Source organism: Pseudomonas sp. S8, from assembly GCF_050473925.1.
GTDB lineage: Bacteria > Pseudomonadota > Gammaproteobacteria > Pseudomonadales > Pseudomonadaceae > Aquipseudomonas > Aquipseudomonas parakoreensis.
The window spans coordinates 5516059-5530598 of the sequence record NZ_JBFDVZ010000016.1; the positions used below are offsets into that span (position 1 = coordinate 5516059).

Annotated in this window: 15 protein-coding genes; 11 read left to right on the plus strand and 4 right to left on the minus strand. The window is 59.1% G+C overall.

The genetic code is table 11. From position 1 onward, the window contains the following. Positions 1 to 219 precede the first annotated feature (219 nt). The 8 genes from AB1J88_RS26150 (at position 220) to AB1J88_RS26185 (ending at position 7797) form a co-directional block, all read left to right on the plus strand. Positions 220 to 780 (plus strand): ester cyclase, encoded by a 561-nt coding sequence (locus tag AB1J88_RS26150; protein ID WP_041071753.1) that lies wholly within the window; start codon positions 220 to 222, stop codon positions 778 to 780. Positions 781 to 805: 25 nt separating this feature from the next. After that, positions 806 to 1315 carry a disulfide bond formation protein B gene (locus AB1J88_RS26155; RefSeq protein ID WP_145593195.1) on the plus strand — a complete coding sequence of 170 codons (510 nt, stop codon included), beginning with the start codon at positions 806 to 808 and terminating at the stop codon, positions 1313 to 1315. Positions 1316 to 2141: 826 nt separating this feature from the next. After that, positions 2142 to 3083 carry a ubiquinol oxidase subunit II gene (gene cyoA / locus AB1J88_RS26160; protein WP_027612162.1) on the plus strand — a complete coding sequence of 314 codons (942 nt, stop codon included), beginning with the start codon at positions 2142 to 2144 and terminating at the stop codon, positions 3081 to 3083. A 3-nt stretch (positions 3084 to 3086) separates the two neighbouring features. Continuing rightward, a complete protein-coding gene (gene cyoB, locus AB1J88_RS26165; protein ID WP_003227984.1) occupies positions 3087 to 5114 on the plus strand; it encodes a cytochrome o ubiquinol oxidase subunit I in 2028 nt (675 codons plus the stop codon). 3 nt (positions 5115 to 5117) lie between these two features. Continuing rightward, positions 5118 to 5741, plus strand: a complete 624-nt coding sequence (gene cyoC, locus AB1J88_RS26170; RefSeq protein ID WP_003227982.1) for a cytochrome o ubiquinol oxidase subunit III — start codon at positions 5118 to 5120, stop codon at positions 5739 to 5741. Next, positions 5741 to 6076, plus strand: coding sequence for a cytochrome o ubiquinol oxidase subunit IV (cyoD, locus tag AB1J88_RS26175; RefSeq protein ID WP_041071757.1), 336 nt, complete (start codon positions 5741 to 5743; stop codon positions 6074 to 6076). Before cyoC ends, cyoD begins: the two co-directional genes overlap by 1 nt. A 10-nt stretch (positions 6077 to 6086) precedes the next feature. Then, positions 6087 to 6974, plus strand: a complete 888-nt coding sequence (gene cyoE / locus AB1J88_RS26180) for a heme o synthase (RefSeq protein WP_003227980.1) — start codon at positions 6087 to 6089, stop codon at positions 6972 to 6974. 331 nt (positions 6975 to 7305) lie between these two features. Then, positions 7306 to 7797: a RidA family protein gene (locus AB1J88_RS26185; RefSeq protein WP_430292263.1), complete on the plus strand. Its 492-nt coding sequence runs from the start codon at positions 7306 to 7308 to the stop codon at positions 7795 to 7797. A gap of 67 nt (positions 7798 to 7864) precedes the next feature. On the opposite strand, the gene AB1J88_RS26190 is transcribed toward AB1J88_RS26185, so the two are convergent. The 3 genes from AB1J88_RS26190 to AB1J88_RS26200 all read right to left on the minus strand — a co-directional run bounded on the left by AB1J88_RS26190 (position 7865) and on the right by AB1J88_RS26200 (position 10913). Continuing rightward, a complete protein-coding gene (locus tag AB1J88_RS26190) occupies positions 7865 to 8566 on the minus strand; it encodes a hypothetical protein (RefSeq protein WP_430292264.1) in 702 nt (233 codons plus the stop codon). A gap of 119 nt (positions 8567 to 8685) precedes the next feature. Further along, the gene (locus AB1J88_RS26195) at positions 8686 to 10206 is read right to left on the minus strand and encodes a HAMP domain-containing sensor histidine kinase (RefSeq protein WP_430292266.1); all 1521 of its coding nucleotides are present in this window, start codon (positions 10204 to 10206) and stop codon (positions 8686 to 8688) included. Next, positions 10203 to 10913 (minus strand): response regulator transcription factor, encoded by a 711-nt coding sequence (locus tag AB1J88_RS26200; RefSeq protein ID WP_041071765.1) that lies wholly within the window; start codon positions 10911 to 10913, stop codon positions 10203 to 10205. Before AB1J88_RS26200 ends, AB1J88_RS26195 begins: the two co-directional genes overlap by 4 nt. Before the next feature lie 151 nt (positions 10914 to 11064). Between AB1J88_RS26200 and msrB the strand changes: the two genes are divergently transcribed. The 3 genes from msrB to msrA are packed head-to-tail and all read left to right on the plus strand — an operon-like array spanning position 11065 to position 14122. After that, positions 11065 to 11583, plus strand: a complete 519-nt coding sequence (gene msrB, locus AB1J88_RS26205; RefSeq protein ID WP_086791664.1) for a peptide-methionine (R)-S-oxide reductase MsrB — start codon at positions 11065 to 11067, stop codon at positions 11581 to 11583. A 43-nt stretch (positions 11584 to 11626) separates the two neighbouring features. Then, positions 11627 to 13402 (plus strand): cytochrome c biogenesis protein DipZ, encoded by a 1776-nt coding sequence (locus AB1J88_RS26210; RefSeq protein ID WP_430292268.1) that lies wholly within the window; start codon positions 11627 to 11629, stop codon positions 13400 to 13402. A gap of 15 nt (positions 13403 to 13417) precedes the next feature. Then, on the plus strand, positions 13418 to 14122 hold the full coding sequence (msrA, locus tag AB1J88_RS26215; RefSeq protein ID WP_430292269.1) for a peptide-methionine (S)-S-oxide reductase MsrA: 705 nt from the start codon (positions 13418 to 13420) through the stop codon (positions 14120 to 14122). Between the two features lies 1 nt (position 14123). On the opposite strand, the gene AB1J88_RS26220 is transcribed toward msrA, so the two are convergent. Further along, entirely contained in the window at positions 14124 to 14537 is a 414-nt protein-coding gene (locus AB1J88_RS26220; RefSeq protein ID WP_430292271.1) for a GNAT family N-acetyltransferase, read from the minus strand. Positions 14538 to 14540 lie beyond the last annotated feature (3 nt).

Sequence of the window (14540 nt, forward strand, 5' to 3'; positions counted from 1 at the left end):
CGTCTGCATCGCGGGCAAGCCCGCTCCCACAGGATTTGTGGCGTGCACAAAATGTGTGAACGACGCTGAATCTGTGGGAGCGGGCTTGCCCGCGATGGCCGTTACGCAACCTTGATTCTTAAAAAGTGTTTAAAGGTTAATCGTTTCTTAACCGGTTTATCGTTTATTCCCCGATGCTGATGATAGGCGCTCGTTCGTTTAACTGATCAGGATCGCCCCATGTCGCACATCATCTTCTCCTCTCGTTCGAGCCTGGCAATGCTTGGCCTGTCGGCTGCTTTGCTGGCCAGTCCGTTTGCTTCGGCCGAATCGGCGTTGATCGCACCCCAGACACTGATCGTCGATCAGAGCCTGCCCAAGGCTCAACGTGATGCAATGGAATTGGCGGCGCGGCGTTACGGCAGTTTCTGGAACAGTGGGGAAGAGGCCCTGGCCACGGCAGCCTTGTCGCCGCAGTTTGTCGACAAGACCCCGCCCGAAGGTCGGGTGCAGGGCCCGAGCGGGCCGTTGCTGGCGTCGAAGTTCTTTCGCACGGCGGTGCCAGACCTGAGTTGCGAAATCGAGCAAATGATCATTGCCGGTGACCGCGTGGTGGTGCATCTGCACTTTCGCGGCCACTTCAGCGGTACGTTCAAGGCTCTCAAAGGGCAGGGCCAGCGTGTAGACTTCCGGGCAACCGATATCTATCAGATCGACAACGGTCGCATCGCGGCCAATTGGCATATCGAAGACAACATCAGTCTGATGGCGCAACTGCAAGCGCAGCCGCCAGCCAGCTGAACCATGGACATACAAGGGAAACGCGATGAGCGAGGAAACGATTCGACTGGGACGCGAGCGGCGCTTTCTGGTGCTGCTGGGCATCATCTGTCTGGCACTGATCGGCGGCGCGCTGTACATGCAGATCGTGCTGGGCGAGGCGCCATGCCCGCTGTGCATCCTGCAGCGTTATGCATTGCTGCTGATTGCGTTGTTCGCGTTTATCGGCGCGGCCATGCGCACCCGCCGCAGCATCACGGTATTTGAGGTACTGGTGGTGATCTGCGCGATCGCCGGCGCCGGTGTCGCCGGGCATCATGTGTACACCCAGTTCTATCCGGCGGTGAGCTGCGGCATCGATGTGCTGCAGCCGATTGTCGATGACCTGCCGCTGGCGAAGATCTTCCCGCTGGGCTTCCAGGTCGACGGTTTCTGCTCGACGCCGTACCCACCGATCCTCGGCCTGTCGCTGGCGCAATGGGCACTGGTGGCCTTCGTGCTGGTGGTGATCCTGGTGCCGCTGCTGACCGCGCGTAACCGAAAAGCACTGCGCTGAGTCAACTCTTCGACGGATTGGCCGATACAGAAAACGCCCCGATTTGCGGATCAGCCGCTCGGGGCGTTTTGCATTTCAGAGAGTTTGTGAAATCACCGTGACGAACGGCAATGGAGCGTGCGACAGGTGTGCGACATGTTGTCACACACGCCGTGTCGCAGGGCGTTTCAGCAACCCGGATTGGCGTAATGTTACAAAAAAGGATTGGTCTGTTTCGGCATTTTTCTGGTTTTGCACGTGGGTGCCAGATCAGGCAGTTTTAACAGGCTCTGGCAGATGGCCAGAGGCCTTTGAATATCGGGCTTTGCGCCAATTCGGTGTCGGGAAAAAGCCTTCGGAGCTGTCTGAACTGAGGTGTATAGGCCTACATTTTTTGGTGTTTTTGTTGAGAATCGATTTCGATAACATGCGGAACTTTTGCAAAAACGGTGATGGATTGTTGCTCTGAGCGATAAAAATTATTTCGGGATAAGACATGGTGTATAGGGCGCTACCTATCTACAATCGCCCGCACTGAATTCCCGGCACTGTTCAACCTTTATTAAGGAACTGGACAGGAAGTCGGGTGTCGAGCAGGCCGAAAGGCTTTCGAGACACCCAGGTGTCGGTGCCTTCCAACTTTCCGCACCAAATGGAATTGGTCTGTAACAAGGCCTTTGACCACGAATTCGAATAAGAACTGACCGCTGTCCCAAGGTTTTGTCGAGCGTCTGACGCGCGACGGGCGGCCCTTATTCAATCCAAAGAAAATGCCAACCCTTGGCAGGGTGAAGTGTTGGCGATCAAAACCCAACTGCATTGCGCAAGCTGCTTTAGAGGTCGTGAGATGAGTAAAAACAGGTACCCCAGATTACTAGGCCTAGTGCCGCTGCTCGGCACGTTGTTGCTGGGAGGCTGCAACATGACCCTGCTCAATCCAACGGGCCAGGTCGGCCTGGAACAGCGCAACCTGATCATCACCGCCACGCTGCTGATGCTGTTGGTCGTTGTGCCGGTTATCGTCATGACCTTCCTGTTCGCCTGGAAGTACCGCGCGTCCAACAAGGATGCCGTCTACACCCCGAAATGGTCGCATTCGACCAAAATCGAAGTGGCGGTCTGGACCATCCCGGTTCTGATCATCATCGCCCTGGGTTACATCACCTACATTTCGACCCACAAACTGGACCCGTACCGTCCGATTGAATCCGACGTCAAGCCGGTGACCATCGAAGTCGTTGCGCTGGACTGGAAGTGGCTGTTCATCTACCCGGAACAAGGCATCGCCACGGTCAACAAGATCGTGTTCCCGGCGCACACTCCGGTGAACTTCCGGATCACCTCCGACGCCGTGATGAACTCGTTCTTCATCCCGGGCCTGGGCGGCCAGATCTACGCGATGGCGGGCATGACCACCAAGCTGCACCTGATCGCTGACCGCAACGCTGAAATGGACGGTATCTCCGCCAACTACAGCGGTGCCGGTTTCACCGGTATGAAATTCAAAGCGATCGCAACTTCTCAGGAAGATTTCGACGCCTGGGTAAGTGAAGTCAAAAAGGCACCTAAACAGCTTGAACAAGCTGAATACGCAGCCCTTGCCAAGCCAAGCCAGAACAATCCAGTCGAGCTCTACTCCTCGGTCACGCCGAACCTGTTCCAGACCATCGTCGACAAGTACGAAGGCATGAAACCGGGCAAGCCGCTGAAGCACGAGAAGAAAGAGAAAGAAGTGGCGGCAACGGACATGGACTCGAATTCGCATTCAGCTGCCGGGGCAGAGGAGTAAACGATGTTTGGTAAATTAAGTTGGGAAGCGATCCCTTTCCACGAGCCGATCGTGATGGTCACCATCTCGATGATCGCGCTCGGTGGTCTGGCGTTGTTCGCTGCAATCACCTACTTCAAGAAGTGGACCTACTTGTGGACCGAGTGGCTGACGTCGGTCGACCACAAGAAAATCGGCGTGATGTACATCATCGTTGCCATGGTCATGCTGCTGCGTGGCTTTGCCGATGCCATCATGATGCGTACCCAGCTGGCCATGGCCACCGAGGGTTCGCCTGGCTACCTGCCGCCTGAACACTATGACCAGATCTTCACCGCTCACGGTGTGATCATGATCATCTTCATGGCGATGCCATTCTTCACCGGCCTGATGAACCTTGCAGTGCCGCTGCAGATCGGCGCGCGTGACGTTGCCTTCCCGTTCCTGAACTCCCTGAGCTTCTGGCTGCTGGTGTCCGGCGTTGTGCTGATCAACCTGTCCCTGGGCGTCGGCGAATTCGCCAAGACCGGCTGGGTTGCCTATCCGCCGCTGTCGGGTCTGCAATACAGCCCTGGCGTGGGGATGGACTACTACATCTGGGCGCTACAGCTATCCGGGTTGGGTACGACGCTGACGGGGGTCAACTTCCTCGCCACCGTGCTGAAAATGCGTACCCCTGGCATGAAACTGATGGACATGCCGATCTTCACCTGGACCTGCACCTGGGCTAACGTCCTGATCGTGGCTTCGTTCCCGATCCTGACCGCTACCCTGGCACTGCTGACCCTCGACCGTTACATGGATTTCCACATTTTCACCAATGAACTTGGTGGCAATCCAATGATGTACGTCAACCTGTTCTGGGCCTGGGGCCACCCTGAGGTTTACATCCTGATCCTGCCGGCATTCGGCATCTTCTCGGAAGTGATCTCGGCGTTCACCGGCAAGAAACTGTTCGGCCACCACTCGATGATCTACGCTTCGGGCGCGATCTCGGTACTGGGCTTCATGGTTTGGCTGCACCACTTCTTCACCATGGGTTCGGGTGCCAGCGTCAACGCCTTCTTCGGTCTGGCGACGATGCTGATTTCCATCCCGACGGGTGTGAAACTGTTCAACTGGCTGTTCACCATCTACCAGGGCCGTCTGCGCTTCACCAGCCAGGTCATGTGGACCCTGGGCTTCATGGTGACCTTCGCCATCGGCGGCATGACCGGCGTACTGCTGGCCATCCCGGGTGCTGACTTCGTTCTGCACAACAGCCTGTTCGTGATTGCGCACTTCCACAACGTGATCATCGGCGGCGCGGTATTCGGCTACATCGCAGGTTTCGGCTTCTACTTCCCGAAAGCGTTCGGCTTCAAGCTGCACGAAGGCTGGGGTAAAGCAGCGTTCTGGTTCTGGATCTCGGGCTTCTTCGTCGCGTTCATGCCGCTCTATGCACTGGGCTTCATGGGCATGACCCGTCGTCTGAACGCCACCACCAACCCTGAGTGGGTACCGTACCTGTACGTGGCCATGTTCGGTGCGGTGATGATCGCTGTCGGTATCGCCTGTCAACTGATCCAGCTGTACGTCAGTGTGCGTGACCGCAACAAGCCAGAGAACATGTGCGAACACGGTGACCCGTGGAATGCCCACACTCTGGAATGGTCGACCTCGTCGCCACCTCCGTTCTACAACTTCGCTGTGCTGCCTAAGGCTGACTGCATCGACCCGTTCACCGAAGCCAAGGAAAACGGTACTGCGTACCAGGCTCCGGCCAAGTACGAGCCGATCCACATGCCGAACAACACCGCCACTGGCGTGGTGATGGGCGCACTGCTGACCGTCTTCGGTTTCGCGATGATCTGGCACATCTGGTGGTTGGCGATCGCCAGTCTGGCCGGCACTGTCATCTACTTCGTGATCCACGCCGCACGTGACGACCAGGGCTACATGGTTCCGGTTGAAACGATCGAGCGCATCGAAGCCGAGCAGCACAAGCGTCTGGTCGCGGCAGGGAAAATCCCGGCCAATGCCACCCGTGTAACCTCGTTGGAACAGGCTTAAACCATGTCGAACTTAGTGACCAATGTTGGACACGCCCATGGTGACCATGGGCACGATGACCATCACCACGACTCGGGCGAGATGACCGTATACGGTTTCTGGCTCTACCTGATGACCGACTGCATTCTGTTTGCGTCGATCTTCGCGGTGTACGCAGTACTGGTAAACAACGTCGCCGGTGGCCCGTCGGGCCACGACATCTTCGAACTGCCATACGTGCTGGGCGAAACCGCTCTGCTGTTGTTCAGTTCGATCACCTACGGCTTCGCCATGCTGGCGTTGTACAAAGGCAAGAAGCAGCAGGTTCTGGGCTGGTTGTTCATGACCTTCCTGCTCGGCGCAGGCTTCATCGCCATGGAGATCAACGAGTTCCACCTGCTGATCTCCGAGGGCTTCGGTCCTAGCCGTTCGGGCTTCCTGTCGGCGTTCTTCACCCTGGTCGGTACCCACGGTCTGCACGTATCTGCGGGTCTGATCTGGATGGGCATCATGATGTACCAGGTAAACAAGCACGGCCTGACGGCGACCAACAAGACCCGTCTGAGCTGCCTGAGCCTGTTCTGGCACTTCCTGGACGTGGTGTGGATCTGCGTATTCACCGTTGTTTACCTGATGGGGACCCTGTAATGGCTAATGCACACTCCCATGACAGCCATGATGCTGGCCACGGCAGCGTAAAGTCGTACGCCATCGGCTTCATCCTGTCGGTGATCCTGACCGTCATCCCGTTCGGCCTGGTGATGTACCCGACCTTGCCGAAGTCCACGACGCTGGCAATCGTCCTGCTGTTCGCGGTAATCCAGGTGATCGTTCACCTGTACTACTTCCTGCACCTGGACCGTTCGATTGCACAACGTAACAACGTGATCGCGTTTGTCTTTACGGCCATCGTGATCCTGCTGCTGGTTGGCCTGTCGCTGTGGATCATGTTCAGCATCCACACGTACATGATGGCGAAGTGAGGTAGACCCGATGTCGCTCAAGCACTTTATCCAAATCACCAAACCGGGGATCATTTTCGGTAACGTGCTTTCTGTGGCAGGCGGGTTCTTCCTGGCCTCGAAAGGGCATGTAGATCTGGCGGTGTTCCTGGCCGCCATGATCGGCACTTCCCTGGTTGTGGCCTCCGGTTGCGTGTTCAACAACTGCATCGACCGCGACATCGACCTGAAGATGGAACGCACCAAGAACCGGGTGCTGGTGCAGGGCTTGATCTCCCTGAAACTGGCCCTGGTCTACGCGACCATCCTGGGTGTTCTCGGCGTTGCCTTGTTGTACAAGGTGGCCAACCCGTTGGCCGCCCTGTTCGCGGTAATCGGCTTCATCATCTACGTCGGCTTCTACAGCCTGTACCTCAAGCGCAAGTCGGTTCACGGCACGCTGGTGGGCAGTCTGTCGGGCGCCATGCCGCCAGTGATCGGTTACGTTGCCGTAACCAACAGCTTCGACATGGCCGCACTGACCCTGCTGGTGATGTTCAGCCTGTGGCAGATGCCGCATTCCTACGCCATCGCGATCTTCCGTTTCAACGACTACCTGGCCGCATCGATTCCGGTGCTGCCCGTCAAGCGCGGAATCGAAGTGGCCAAGAAGCACATCCTGCTCTACATCCTGGCGTTCCTCGTGGCGACCTTGATGCTGACCTTCAGCGGTTACGCCGGCATGAGCTACCTCGCCGTTGCCGCGGCCATGGGCATGTACTGGTTGTACATGGCCTGGACCGGCTACAAGGCGGTGGATGACACGGTCTGGGCACGCAAGCTGTTCGTGTTCTCGATCTTCACCATCACCGCCCTGAGCGTCATGATGTCCCTGGACTTCAAGGTGCCGGCCGAGCTGCTGCTGACGTACGCGCCGTAAGGCTGGATGGCTTCACGAAAAACCCCGCACATTGAGAGATGTGCGGGGTTTTTTGTTGGCTGGCTTTCGGTGATCGAGGCGTCGGCAATCGCGAGCAGAGGCCACTTCGACGCGATACATTTGTAGGAGCTGCGGCACGCTGCGATCTTTTGATCCTGATCTTAAAAAATACAATCAAAATCAAAAGATCGCAGCGTGCCGCAGCTCCTACAGGGTTTAGTTGCGATATCGGCGTAAACCCCCTAGATTTGGATCCAACCATAACGGTGATAGCGCCATGCCACTTCGCAGGGACACTGTTATTCATGCATCAATCGAGAGGCTGGGCGAAATGACTGAGAGGATGACCTGCGACGAACGCTTCATTGCCCTGGCACAAGAGCTGAACTACGACATCTATGGCGAGAACACCGCTGGCGGCAATTACGCGCCGCTGATCCGCCATCACGATGAGTTGTACATCAGCGGCATGGTGCCGCGGGTCAATGGCAGGATTCTGTATCCCGGTCGTGTGGGGTTGGAGTTGACGCTCAAGGATGCCCAGGCAGCCGCGAGCATCAGTGCCATGCGCTGCCTGGCACTGATCGTCGATGCGGTGGGTTCGCTGGACAAGATCCGGGCGTTATTACGGGTCACGGTGTATGTGAAGTCCACCCCGGACTTCATTGACCTGAGCGAGGTGGCCAACGGTGCATCGGACGTGTTCAGCCATGTGCTCGGCGATGCCGGCCGGCACACCCGCACCACGGTCGGTGTCTATCAGTTGCCGAAGAACGCCGCGATTGAAGTCGACATGATCGCGGCGGTGCAGTCGGAAGTCTGACCGTTACGCCGCCCAACAAAAAGCCCCGCCTGAATCTCAGAGCGGGGCTTTTTTGTCGGCGCCGGGATTACTGCGCGGCGATGCTGTAACCCTCGAACGCCGTCTGCTGTTGCAGTGCGGTGATGATGTTCTTGCGGTTGATTGCGTGTTCGGTGCCGGCGTTGTCGAGGAAGGTTTCGCCTTCCAGCTCGGCTTCTTCGCCTTCACCAACAAAAGTGAAACCGAGGAATTCCAGCGCTTCGCGGTCAACGCTCAGGCGCGAACGCGGAGTGCGCAGCGGCAGGGTCACGCTGCTGCCGTCCTTGCTGATGGTGAAGATTTCCAGTTCTTTCTTCTTGGCGGCCTTGCTCTTGCCGCCGCTCGGGTTGCTGATCGCTTGATGAGTCTGGTTCAGCACTTTGAGCGCGAGGCCGTAGACGATTTCCTGGAACGCCGGGTCGTCCTTGAAGCAGGACAGGATGCGGCCGATCGAGAACTTGCTGCTCAGGTCTTCGAGGGCGGCGATGTCGGCGGCCTCGGCGTCCTTGAGGCGCTTGAGTTCGCCCATCAGCTCATAGGCCTTGTCGTCGTCGAAGCTGTCGTGTGCCTGACGGATCGCGGCGCGCAGTTCGCGGATCTGGTCGCTTTCGCGGGTCGACTGGAAGGCGTCCAGCACCATCTCGCTGATGATTTTGGCTTGTGGAAGGTGTTGTGAAAGATTGATGGAGTTTTCGTATTCCGCTTTGGACAATTCGGTAACTACGGATTCAGCGGTGTTGAAATCGGACATTGAAATTTCACTACTTTTTTAACTTGAGTGGAAACGAGAAAGCGCGAGGTCTTTTTCAGGCCGGTTAATTTAGGGGAGCGGGGCGGCGTTGTCACGGAACAACAGTCCGGTGGTGCGGATTATTTGTCCGGCGTGTTCAGGTTCATCGAGCGCACCATCCACTGTTCAGTGGTTTGCTGATCGGTCGGCAGCGTGAAGCGGAAAGTCGCCCCGCGCCCGGCGACATCGATCAACTGAATCTCACGCCCGTGCAGTTGCAGGATGCGGTGGACGATGCGCAGCCCCAATCCACCGTCACGTCGCGCCCCGCCAATATTGAACGGACGCAGGAACAGACCTTCGCGCAGCTCCGGAGCGATGCCGGGGCCGGTGTCGCTGACGGTGACTTCGACCAAGGCGCCCAGGGGTTTCACATCCAGTTCGATTTCACCGCCCGCAGGCGTGTAGCGCAAGGCGTTATCCACCAGGTTGGTCAGCACCCGTTCGATCAACCCGAGGTCGGCGCAGACCGTTGGCAGGTTGGGCACGAAGGTGGCCTTGAGTTCGACATGGCGGGCTTCGGCGGCCAGTTCGAATTTCTGGAAGATGTCCTGCAGCAGATCGATCAGCGAAAAGCGTTCCAGTACCGGTTGCACGAAACCGTGTTCCAGACGTACCAGCTCCAGCAGCGATTGCGCCAATCCGCCGACCTTGCGGCTCTGATCCAGTGCGATACCCAGATAGCGGCGGCGTTCTTCGGCGGTGAGCGTAGCGTCCTTGAGTGACAGGGTTTCCAGATAACCGTGCAGCGAGGCCAGTGGTGTGCGAAGGTCGTGGGAGATATTCGCCACCAGTTCGCGTCGCTCCTGATCCTGGCGGGTCAATGAGCGCCACTGCTCACCGAGGCGTTTTTGCATTTGGCGGAAGGCGCCATCAAGCACGGCGATCTCATCCGGGTCAGCGCTTTTATCCACAGCTGCTGACGGAGCGGGCAGAGGTTGCGGCGTGCCATCAATGTCGAAGCGGCTGACGGTTTCGGTCAACCGGCGCAAGGGTCGGGTAATCAGGTTGAACGCCGTGAGACCCGCGATCAGGCACAACAGCGCCACCAGCCCGATCGACAGCAACGCCGTATTGAGTGCGGCACTGGTCGCGCCCCGTTCAGCGAAGCGATCGTGTTCTTCGCTGAGCAACACCACGTACAGATAACCGGCGGACTTGCCGTTGACCTTCAATGGCGCGGCACTGAAGACCTTGCGCCCGTCGGCACTGCGCGGGTCATCGCCGAGGATCGGCAGCGGCTGGTCATTGAGCAGACGGCGGATCGGCGCCAGATCGACAGTCTCCCGGCGCAGATGGCCTTCCGGCGCCGCGTTGCCGACAATCCGCCCCTCGCTGTCGAGCAGGTACACCTCGACACTCGGGTTGACCAGCATCAGCTTGCTGAACAGTTCGCGCACGGCACCGGGCATCAGGCCATTGCTGTCCATCAGCACCGTGTCATGGGCGATGTGCTGCGCCAGGTCCCGCGACAGGCCTTGCACCACTTCCAGTTCATGCATCTTGCTGGAGCGCACTTGCAGCCATGCCGAGGTGCCGCAGCACACCAGCAGCAAAACGGCGAACACCAGCGACAGGCGCTGCGACAGGTTCAGTCTCATGGTTGTTCCGTGCCGAATTTATAGCCGCGACCCCACACGGTGAGGATGCGGGTCGGTTGCGCCGGATCGCTTTCGATCTTCGCCCGCAGGCGATTGATGTGGGTGTTGACCGTGTGCTCGTAACCTTCATGGCTGTAGCCCCACACCGCGTTCAGCAGGTCCATGCGTGAGAAGACCTTGCCCGGTTGTCGGGCGAAGAAATACAGCAGGTCGAACTCTCGCGGGGTGAGGTCCAGACGCGCGCCATTGAGGGTGACATCGCGGGTAATCGGGTCGATGTTCAGGCCATCGAGGCTGAGGCTGCCGGCGTCCATTTTCAGGTTGCGTGCCATGGCGTCGACCCGGCGCAGCAAGGCTTTGACTCGGGCCACCAGTTCCAGCATCGAGAATGGTTTGGCGAGGTAATCGTCGGCCCCCAGTTCCAGACCCAGAATGCGGTGCAGTTCGCTGGAGCGTGCGCTGGTGATGATGATCGGCGTATAGCGCGCCATCGCCCGGGCGCGGCGGCAGATTTCCAGGCCGTCGACGCCCGGCAGCATCAGGTCGAGGATCAGCGCATCCCATTGCCCTTGCTGCAACAGGCGCATGCCTTCATCACCGTCGGCGCTGTGCACGACGTCGTAATGCTCGTCGCGCAGGTGCAGGCAAATCAGGTCAGCGATGTGTTGATCATCCTCGACCACGAGGATGCGTCTGGTCGGTTCCATCAAGCTCAATCCTTCGGCGCAGTGAGTGCATTGTGCGGGTTTTCCTGAGGGTGAGTTATCACGAATTCGTTAACTTCCCGTGAGGATTTGGCGATCAACCCAAGCCTAGGCTGTGTTCCATGACAGGCACCTGGAATTTTTGGAGACGGCCATGTTTTCACGGCGACAGATTCTCGTAGCGAGCGGCGGGCTGGGGCTCGCAGCCCTGGTGGCGGGTGTATTGCCAAAATTGTCCCCGGGCACCGCGCTGGTCGAGCAAGCGCAAGCCGATGAGGCGTTTGAGGTGACCCATAGCGACAGCGAATGGCACTCGCTGCTCTCGGATGAGCAATACGCGATCCTGCGCGAAGAAGGCACTGAACGGGCCTATACCAGCCCGCTCAACAACGAACATCGCAGCGGCACATTCGCCTGCGCGGGCTGTGACCTGGCGCTGTTTTCATCGGCAACCAAGTTCGACAGCCACACGGGCTGGCCGAGTTTCTGGGCACCGCTGGAACAGGCGGTGGCCACGCGTCAGGACCGTTCCTTCGGCATGGTCCGCAATGAAGTGCACTGCCGGCGCTGCGGCGGGCACTTGGGGCATGTCTTTGATGACGGCCCGAAACCCACCGGCCTGCGCTATTGCATGAATGGCCTGGCGATGACGTTCAAACCCGTGGCGGCATGAGCCATGGCACTTTTTCGACCTTCACTTTCTACAGGACGACACCATGTGGCTCTTGGTTCTCGCTTATCTGGGCGGTGTGCTGACGATCGTCAGTCCGTGCATCCTGCCTGTTCTGCCTTTTGTCTTCGCTCGCAGCGGGCAGCCGTTTATCAAGAGTGGCTTGCCGCTATTGACCGGGATGGCGCTGACCTTCGCCCTCGTCGCCACGCTGGCGGCGGTGGGCGGCGGTTGGGTGGTGCAAGTCAATCAGTACGGGCGCTGGCTCGCGTTGCTGTTCGTTGCACTGTTCGGGCTGACGCTGCTGCTGCCGCGCCTCGCCGAGCGCCTGACGCGGCCGCTGGTGTCGGCCGGCAGTCGGCTGTCCGAGGCCGCCGGCCAGGACAATCGTCCGCGTCCCGGCGCCTCGTTTCTGATCGGTGTTGCCACGGGGCTGCTCTGGGCGCCGTGCGCCGGGCCCATCCTCGGTTTGATTCTGACCGGCGCCGCGCTGCAAGGGGCAAGCATCGCCACCACGCTGTTGTTGCTCGCCTACGCGGCGGGCGCCGCGACTTCACTGGCGGCGGCGCTGCTGCTGGGCGGTAAGGTGTTTGCGTTGATGAAGCGCTCGATCGGCACCGGTGAGTGGATCCGGCGCGGGGTGGGGGCGGCGATGCTCGCGGGTGTCGTGGCGATCGCGCTGGGCCTCGATACCGGCATTCTGGCGCGGATTTCGACGGCGTCCACGGGCGGGATTGAACAGGCCTTGGTCGGCAAGTTTTCCGGCAAATCGCCGACGGGCAGCGGCACCATGATGGCGCAGATTCCTGCTGCCGGCGGGGCGATGAAAGTTGCCGACAAGGCACCGGGAACATTGCCGGTCGAAGGTCAGTTGCCGCCGCTCACTGGCGCCGTGCAATGGCTAAATTCGCCACCGCTGGACGCTCAGGCATTAAAGGGCAAAGTGGTGCTGGTGGATTTCTGGACCTACTCCTGCATCAACTGCCTGCGCACGCTGCCGTACGTCAAAGCGTGGGCCGAGAAATACCGCGATCAGGGTCTGGTGGTGATCGGCGTGCACGCCCCGGAATTCGCCTTCGAGCGCGATGTGGGCAATGTCACTAAAGCCATGAAGGAGCTGGGTATCAACTACCCGGTGGCGATCGATAACGACTACAAGATCTGGCGTGCTTTCAACAACGAATACTGGCCGGCGCATTATTTTGCCGATGCTCAGGGACGGATTCGATACCACCATTTTGGCGAAGGGGAATACGCCGAATCGGAACGGGTCATTCAGCAGCTGCTGCGTGAGACCGGGGCGAAAACTGTCGCCGACGGCTTGATCAACGCCGATGCCCAAGGCGTGCAACAGGCGCCGGACATGAATCAGGTGCTATCACCGGAAACCTATGTCGGCTACCAGCGTGCGGAACATTTCGTACCGGAAACCGGCCTGGTGCCTGACAAGGTGGCGACCTATAACCCACCGGCCAACCTGACCCTGAATGACTGGAGCCTTGGCGGCCAGTGGGCCGTCGGTGCCGAGCGCGCTACCGCCAGCGCGCCGGCCAGCCGCATCGTCTACCGCTTCCATGCCCGCGACCTGCATCTAGTGCTGGGCCCGGGCACGGATGGCAAACCGGTGCGTTTCAAAGTCTCGATTGACGGTCAGGCGCCGGGTGCCGCCCATGGTGTGGATGTCGCTGCGGATGGCAGCGGTCGCGTGACCGAACAGCGCCTGTACCAATTGGTGCGGCAAACCGATGCGGTGAAGGATCGGACCTTCACCATCGAATTTCTTGACCCGGGCGTATCGGCTTACGCCTTCACCTTCGGCTGATCGGGAGTGCGCAACATGAAAGCTCAAAACAACTGGCGCCGTGTGTTGCTCGCCGTCGCTATGGCGGGTGTGATCGGCCAATGCTCGGCGTTCTCTTTCGGCGCCGAGGATGCGGTGGTCATCCCGCCACCGGCCCTCGACGAAACCACTCAGGCGCACAGCGAAACCGCAGTGTTCGCCGGTGGTTGTTTCTGGGGTGTGCAAGGGGTTTTCCAGCACGTCAAAGGCGTGCAGAAAGCCGTCTCCGGTTATGCCGGCGGCGCGGCGAACACGGCGCAATATGAACGGGTCAGCGAAGGCGACACCGGTCATGCCGAGTCAGTGCAAGTCACCTTCGATCCGACGCAAGTCAGCTACGGCAGTCTGCTGCAGATCTACTTCTCGGTGGCCCACAACCCGACCGAACTCAACCGTCAGGGGCCGGACAGCGGCACGCAATATCGCTCGGCGCTGTTCCCGGTCAATGCCGATCAACAACGGGTGGCCCAGGCCTACATCGCCCAACTCGACGCGGCGCATGCCTACAGCAAACCGATCGTTACGAAACTGGAAACCTACAACGGTTTCTACCCGGCGGAGGACTATCACCAGGACTTCCTGACCGAACACCCAAGCTATCCGTACATCGTGATCAACGACATGCCCAAGGTCGCGCAGTTGAAGCAATTGTTCGCGCAGCGTTATCAGGAGAAGCCGGTGTTGGTGAAAAGCGGGAGCTGATTCAGACGTGTTGCTTGAGCCTTGGTCGCTCCATGGCAATCACCGATGTTTCAAACCCCAAACTGGCAAAAAACGCCTCCGCACCTTCGCGCCCGGCGCGCAGTACCCAAGTGATCTCGGGGTTGTCCCCCATGACATGCTCGACCAGTGCGCGCCCGACGCCGGCGCGCCGATGCTGGCCATCAACCACCACCATCGACAGATAACCGTTGGACAAACCATCGGTGATGCCTCGGGCAAAACCGATGATTTTTTCGTCGCTCAGTGCGACGGCAGTGCGTTGCGAGTTTTCGATCAGTTGAGTGAAGTAGTCGCCGGAGCCTGTCCGGTGTCCCCAGCCATGTAGGCCGAGAAACAGCCGAACTGGCTCCACTTCGTCGGGCAACAGATCGCGTACGGTAAGGTCGTTCTTCATCAC

Bases quoted from the DNA above. Each gene is read 5' to 3' on its own strand.
- AB1J88_RS26150 (WP_041071753.1), top strand. From the start codon at position 220: ATGTCGCACATCATCTTCTCCTCTCGTTCGAGCCTGGCAATGCTTGGC.
- AB1J88_RS26155 (WP_145593195.1), top strand. From the start codon at position 806: ATGAGCGAGGAAACGATTCGACTGGGACGCGAGCGGCGCTTTCTGGTG.
- cyoA (WP_027612162.1), top strand. From the start codon at position 2,142: ATGAGTAAAAACAGGTACCCCAGATTACTAGGCCTAGTGCCGCTGCTC.
- cyoB (WP_003227984.1), top strand. From the start codon at position 3,087: ATGTTTGGTAAATTAAGTTGGGAAGCGATCCCTTTCCACGAGCCGATC.
- cyoC (WP_003227982.1), top strand. From the start codon at position 5,118: ATGTCGAACTTAGTGACCAATGTTGGACACGCCCATGGTGACCATGGG.
- cyoD (WP_041071757.1), top strand. From the start codon at position 5,741: ATGGCTAATGCACACTCCCATGACAGCCATGATGCTGGCCACGGCAGC.
- cyoE (WP_003227980.1), top strand. From the start codon at position 6,087: ATGTCGCTCAAGCACTTTATCCAAATCACCAAACCGGGGATCATTTTC.
- AB1J88_RS26185 (WP_430292263.1), top strand. From the start codon at position 7,306: ATGACTGAGAGGATGACCTGCGACGAACGCTTCATTGCCCTGGCACAA.
- AB1J88_RS26190 (WP_430292264.1), bottom strand. From the start codon at position 8,566: ATGTCCGATTTCAACACCGCTGAATCCGTAGTTACCGAATTGTCCAAA.
- AB1J88_RS26195 (WP_430292266.1), bottom strand. From the start codon at position 10,206: ATGAGACTGAACCTGTCGCAGCGCCTGTCGCTGGTGTTCGCCGTTTTG.
- AB1J88_RS26200 (WP_041071765.1), bottom strand. From the start codon at position 10,913: ATGGAACCGACCAGACGCATCCTCGTGGTCGAGGATGATCAACACATC.
- msrB (WP_086791664.1), top strand. From the start codon at position 11,065: ATGTTTTCACGGCGACAGATTCTCGTAGCGAGCGGCGGGCTGGGGCTC.
- AB1J88_RS26210 (WP_430292268.1), top strand. From the start codon at position 11,627: ATGTGGCTCTTGGTTCTCGCTTATCTGGGCGGTGTGCTGACGATCGTC.
- msrA (WP_430292269.1), top strand. From the start codon at position 13,418: ATGAAAGCTCAAAACAACTGGCGCCGTGTGTTGCTCGCCGTCGCTATG.
- AB1J88_RS26220 (WP_430292271.1), bottom strand. From the start codon at position 14,537: ATGAAGAACGACCTTACCGTACGCGATCTGTTGCCCGACGAAGTGGAG.